Origin of the sequence: Aeromonas sp. QDB34 (genome assembly GCF_027705405.1) — a bacterium.
In the GTDB taxonomy this organism is placed as follows: domain Bacteria; phylum Pseudomonadota; class Gammaproteobacteria; order Enterobacterales; family Aeromonadaceae; genus Aeromonas; species Aeromonas hydrophila.
This window is the reverse complement of the sequence record NZ_JAPDBT010000050.1, coordinates 1-3,698: the sequence shown is the minus strand read 5'-3', so window position 1 is coordinate 3,698 and position 3,698 is coordinate 1. Positions and strand designations below refer to the sequence as shown.

At 65.0% G+C, this 3,698-nt stretch carries 2 protein-coding genes; both read left to right on the top strand.

The window, feature by feature from the left end; all coding sequences use genetic code 11:
- The first annotated feature begins 134 nt into the window (after positions 1-134).
- Positions 135-695 (top strand): recombinase family protein, encoded by a 561-nt coding sequence (locus OKC29_RS22890; protein WP_001161490.1) that lies wholly within the window; start codon positions 135-137, stop codon positions 693-695.
- 3 nt (positions 696-698) lie between these two features.
- Positions 699-3,665 (top strand): Tn3-like element TnAs1 family transposase, encoded by a 2,967-nt coding sequence (locus tag OKC29_RS22885; protein ID WP_001138014.1) that lies wholly within the window; start codon positions 699-701, stop codon positions 3,663-3,665.
- The last annotated feature ends 33 nt before the right edge of the window (positions 3,666-3,698 follow it).

The window sequence follows — 3,698 nt, the reverse complement described above, 5'->3', positions numbered from 1 at the left end:
GTCAGAATAGAGTCTGCTTTCCCATTTTTTGACACATGCCCGCGAAGGTTATAGATTTCAGCCTGACAGAAATGGGCTTTGAGGCACAACGGAACAGAAAGTGCACTTAAGCCGCCTTCAACCAAGGAGACATCGTGCAGGGGCACCGCATCGGCTACGTCCGGGTCAGCAGCTTTGACCAGAACCCGGAACGCCAGCTGGAACAAACCCAGGTGAGCAAGGTGTTCACCGACAAGGCATCGGGCAAGGACACCCAGCGCCCCCAGCTCGAAGCGCTGCTGAGCTTCGTCCGCGAAGGCGATACAGTGGTGGTGCACAGCATGGATCGGCTGGCCCGCAACCTCGATGACCTGCGTCGCTTGGTACAGAAGCTGACTCAGCGCGGCGTGCGCATCGAGTTCCTGAAGGAGGGCCTGGTGTTCACTGGCGAGGACTCGCCGATGGCCAACCTGATGCTGTCGGTGATGGGGGCCTTCGCTGAGTTCGAGCGCGCCCTGATCCGCGAGCGGCAGCGTGAGGGCATCGCCTTGGCCAAGCAGCGTGGCGCGTACCGGGGCCGCAAGAAAGCCCTGTCCGATGAGCAGGCTGCTACCCTGCGGCAGCGAGCGACGGCCGGCGAGCCCAAGGCGCAGCTTGCCCGCGAGTTCAACATCAGCCGGGAAACCCTCTACCAGTACCTCCGCACGGACGACTGACACATGCCGCGTCGCTTGATCCTCTCGGCCACGGAGCGGGACACCCTGCTTGCGCTGCCGGAAAGCCAGGATGACCTGATCCGCTACTACACCTTCAACGACTCCGACCTGTCGCTGATCCGCCAGCGACGCGGCGACGCCAACCGCCTCGGCTTCGCCGTGCAGCTCTGCCTGCTGCGCTACCCCGGTTACGCGCTGGGAACAGACAGCGAGCTGCCCGAGCCGGTCATCCTGTGGGTGGCGAAGCAAGTCCAGGCCGAGCCGGCGAGCTGGGCAAAGTACGGCGAGCGCGACGTGACCCGTCGCGAGCATGCCCAGGAACTGCGCACCTACCTGCAACTGGCCCCGTTCGGCCTGTCCGACTTCCGCGCCCTGGTGCGCGAGCTAACCGAGCTGGCCCAGCAGACCGACAAAGGCTTGCTGCTGGCCGGTCAGGCCCTGGAGAGCCTACGGCAGAAACGACGCATCCTGCCGGCGCTGAGCGTGATTGACCGGGCCTGCTCGGAAGCCATTGCGCGAGCCAATCGGCGGGTCTACCGCGCCCTGGTCGAACCACTCACGGACTCGCATCGGGCCAAGCTGGACGAGCTGTTGAAGCTCAAGGCCGGCAGCAGCATCACCTGGTTGACCTGGCTGCGCCAGGCACCGCTGAAACCCAACTCTCGGCACATGCTGGAACACATCGAGCGGCTGAAGACATTTCAGTTGGTGGACTTGCCCGAAGGCCTGGGCCGGCACATCCACCAGAACCGCCTGCTCAAGCTGGCCCGCGAGGGTGGGCAGATGACGCCCAAAGACCTCGGTAAGTTCGAGCCGCAGCGCCGCTACGCGACCCTGGCCGCCGTGGTGCTGGAGAGCACCGCGACCGTGATCGATGAGCTGGTCGATCTGCATGACCGCATCCTGGTCAAGCTGTTCAGCGGCGCGAAGCACAAGCATCAGCAGCAGTTCCAGAAGCAGGGCAAGGCGATCAACGACAAGGTGCGCCTGTACTCCAGGATCGGCCAGGCGCTGCTGGAAGCGAAGGAAAGCGGCAGCGACCCCTATGCCGCCATCGAGGCGGTGATTCCCTGGGACGAGTTCACCGAGAGCGTCAGCGAGGCCGAGCTGCTGGCCCGGCCGGAAGGCTTCGACCACCTGCACCTGGTCGGCGAGAACTTCGCCACCCTGCGCCGTTACACGCCGGCCTTGCTGGAGGTGCTGGAACTGCGCGCCGCGCCGGCCGCGCAAGGCGTGCTGGCAGCCGTGCAGACCCTGCGTGAGATGAACGCCGACAACCTGCGCAAGGTGCCGGCCGATGCACCCACGGCCTTCATCAAGCCGCGCTGGAAGCCGCTGGTGATCACCCCGGAAGGCCTCGACCGGAAATTCTACGAAATCTGCGCCCTGTCCGAGCTGAAGAACGCCCTGCGCTCCGGCGACATCTGGGTCAAGGGCTCGCGGCAGTTCCGCGACTTCGACGACTACCTGCTGCCGGCCGAGAAGTTCGCCGCACTCAAGCGCGAGCAGGCCCTGCCCCTGGCGATCAACCCGAACAGCGACCAGTACCTGGAAGAGCGTTTGCAGCTGCTGGACGAGCAGTTGGCCACCGTCACCCGCCTGGCCAAGGACAACGAGCTGCCCGATGCCATCCTCACCGAGTCAGGGCTGAAAATCACCCCGCTGGATGCGGCGGTGCCGGATCGGGCGCAGGCGCTGATCGACCAAACCAGCCAGTTACTGCCGCGCATCAAGATCACCGAACTGCTGATGGACGTGGACGACTGGACGGGCTTCAGCCGCCACTTCACCCACTTGAAGGACGGGGCCGAGGCCAAAGACAGGACGTTGCTGCTGTCCGCAATCCTCGGTGATGCGATCAACCTCGGGCTGACCAAGATGGCCGAGTCGAGCCCCGGCCTGACCTACGCCAAGCTGTCCTGGCTGCAAGCCTGGCACATCCGCGACGAAACCTATTCGGCGGCCTTGGCCGAGCTGGTCAACCACCAGTATCGCCACGCCTTTGCCGCCCACTGGGGCGACGGCACGACCTCATCCTCCGATGGCCAGCGCTTCCGCGCGGGTGGCCGGGGCGAGAGCACCGGGCACGTCAACCCGAAGTACGGTAGCGAGCCGGGACGGCTGTTCTATACCCATATCTCCGACCAGTACGCGCCGTTCAGCACCCGCGTGGTGAATGTCGGCGTCCGCGATTCCACCTATGTGCTCGACGGCCTGCTGTACCACGAGTCCGACCTGCGGATCGAGGAGCACTACACCGACACGGCCGGCTTCACCGATCACGTCTTTGCCCTGATGCACCTGCTAGGCTTCCGCTTCGCGCCGCGCATCCGCGACCTCGGCGAAACCAAGCTGTACGTGCCGCAGGGCGTGCAAGCCTACCCGACGTTGCGCCCGCTGATCGGCGGCACCCTGAACATCAAGCACGTGCGTGCCCACTGGGACGACATCCTGCGCCTGGCCAGCTCGATCAAGCAGGGCACCGTCACCGCCTCGCTGATGCTGCGCAAGCTCGGCAGCTACCCGCGCCAGAACGGACTGGCCGTGGCCCTGCGCGAGCTGGGCCGGATCGAGCGCACGCTGTTCATCCTGGACTGGCTGCAAAGTGTTGAACTGCGCCGCCGCGTGCATGCCGGCCTGAACAAAGGTGAGGCGCGCAACTCGCTGGCCAGGGCGGTGTTCTTCAACCGCCTTGGGGAAATCAGGGATCGGAGCTTCGAGCAGCAGCGCTACCGGGCCAGCGGCCTCAACCTGGTGACGGCGGCTATCGTGCTGTGGAACACGGTGTACCTGGAACGCGCCACCCAGGGGTTGGTCGAGGCCGGCAAGCCGGTGGACGGCGAGCTGCTGCAATTCCTGTCGCCGCTGGGCTGGGAGCACATCAACCTAACCGGCGATTACGTCTGGCGGCAGAGCCGCAGACTGGAAGACGGGAAGTTTCGGCCCTTACGGATGCCCGGAAAACCTTAGCGTACGATTTTTTCCGAATTCTGCGGGCTCCCC

Excerpts from the sequence above, each read along its gene's own strand:
- OKC29_RS22885 (WP_001138014.1), top strand. The coding sequence starts at position 699 with ATGCCGCGTCGCTTGATCCTCTCGGCCACGGAGCGGGACACCCTGCTT.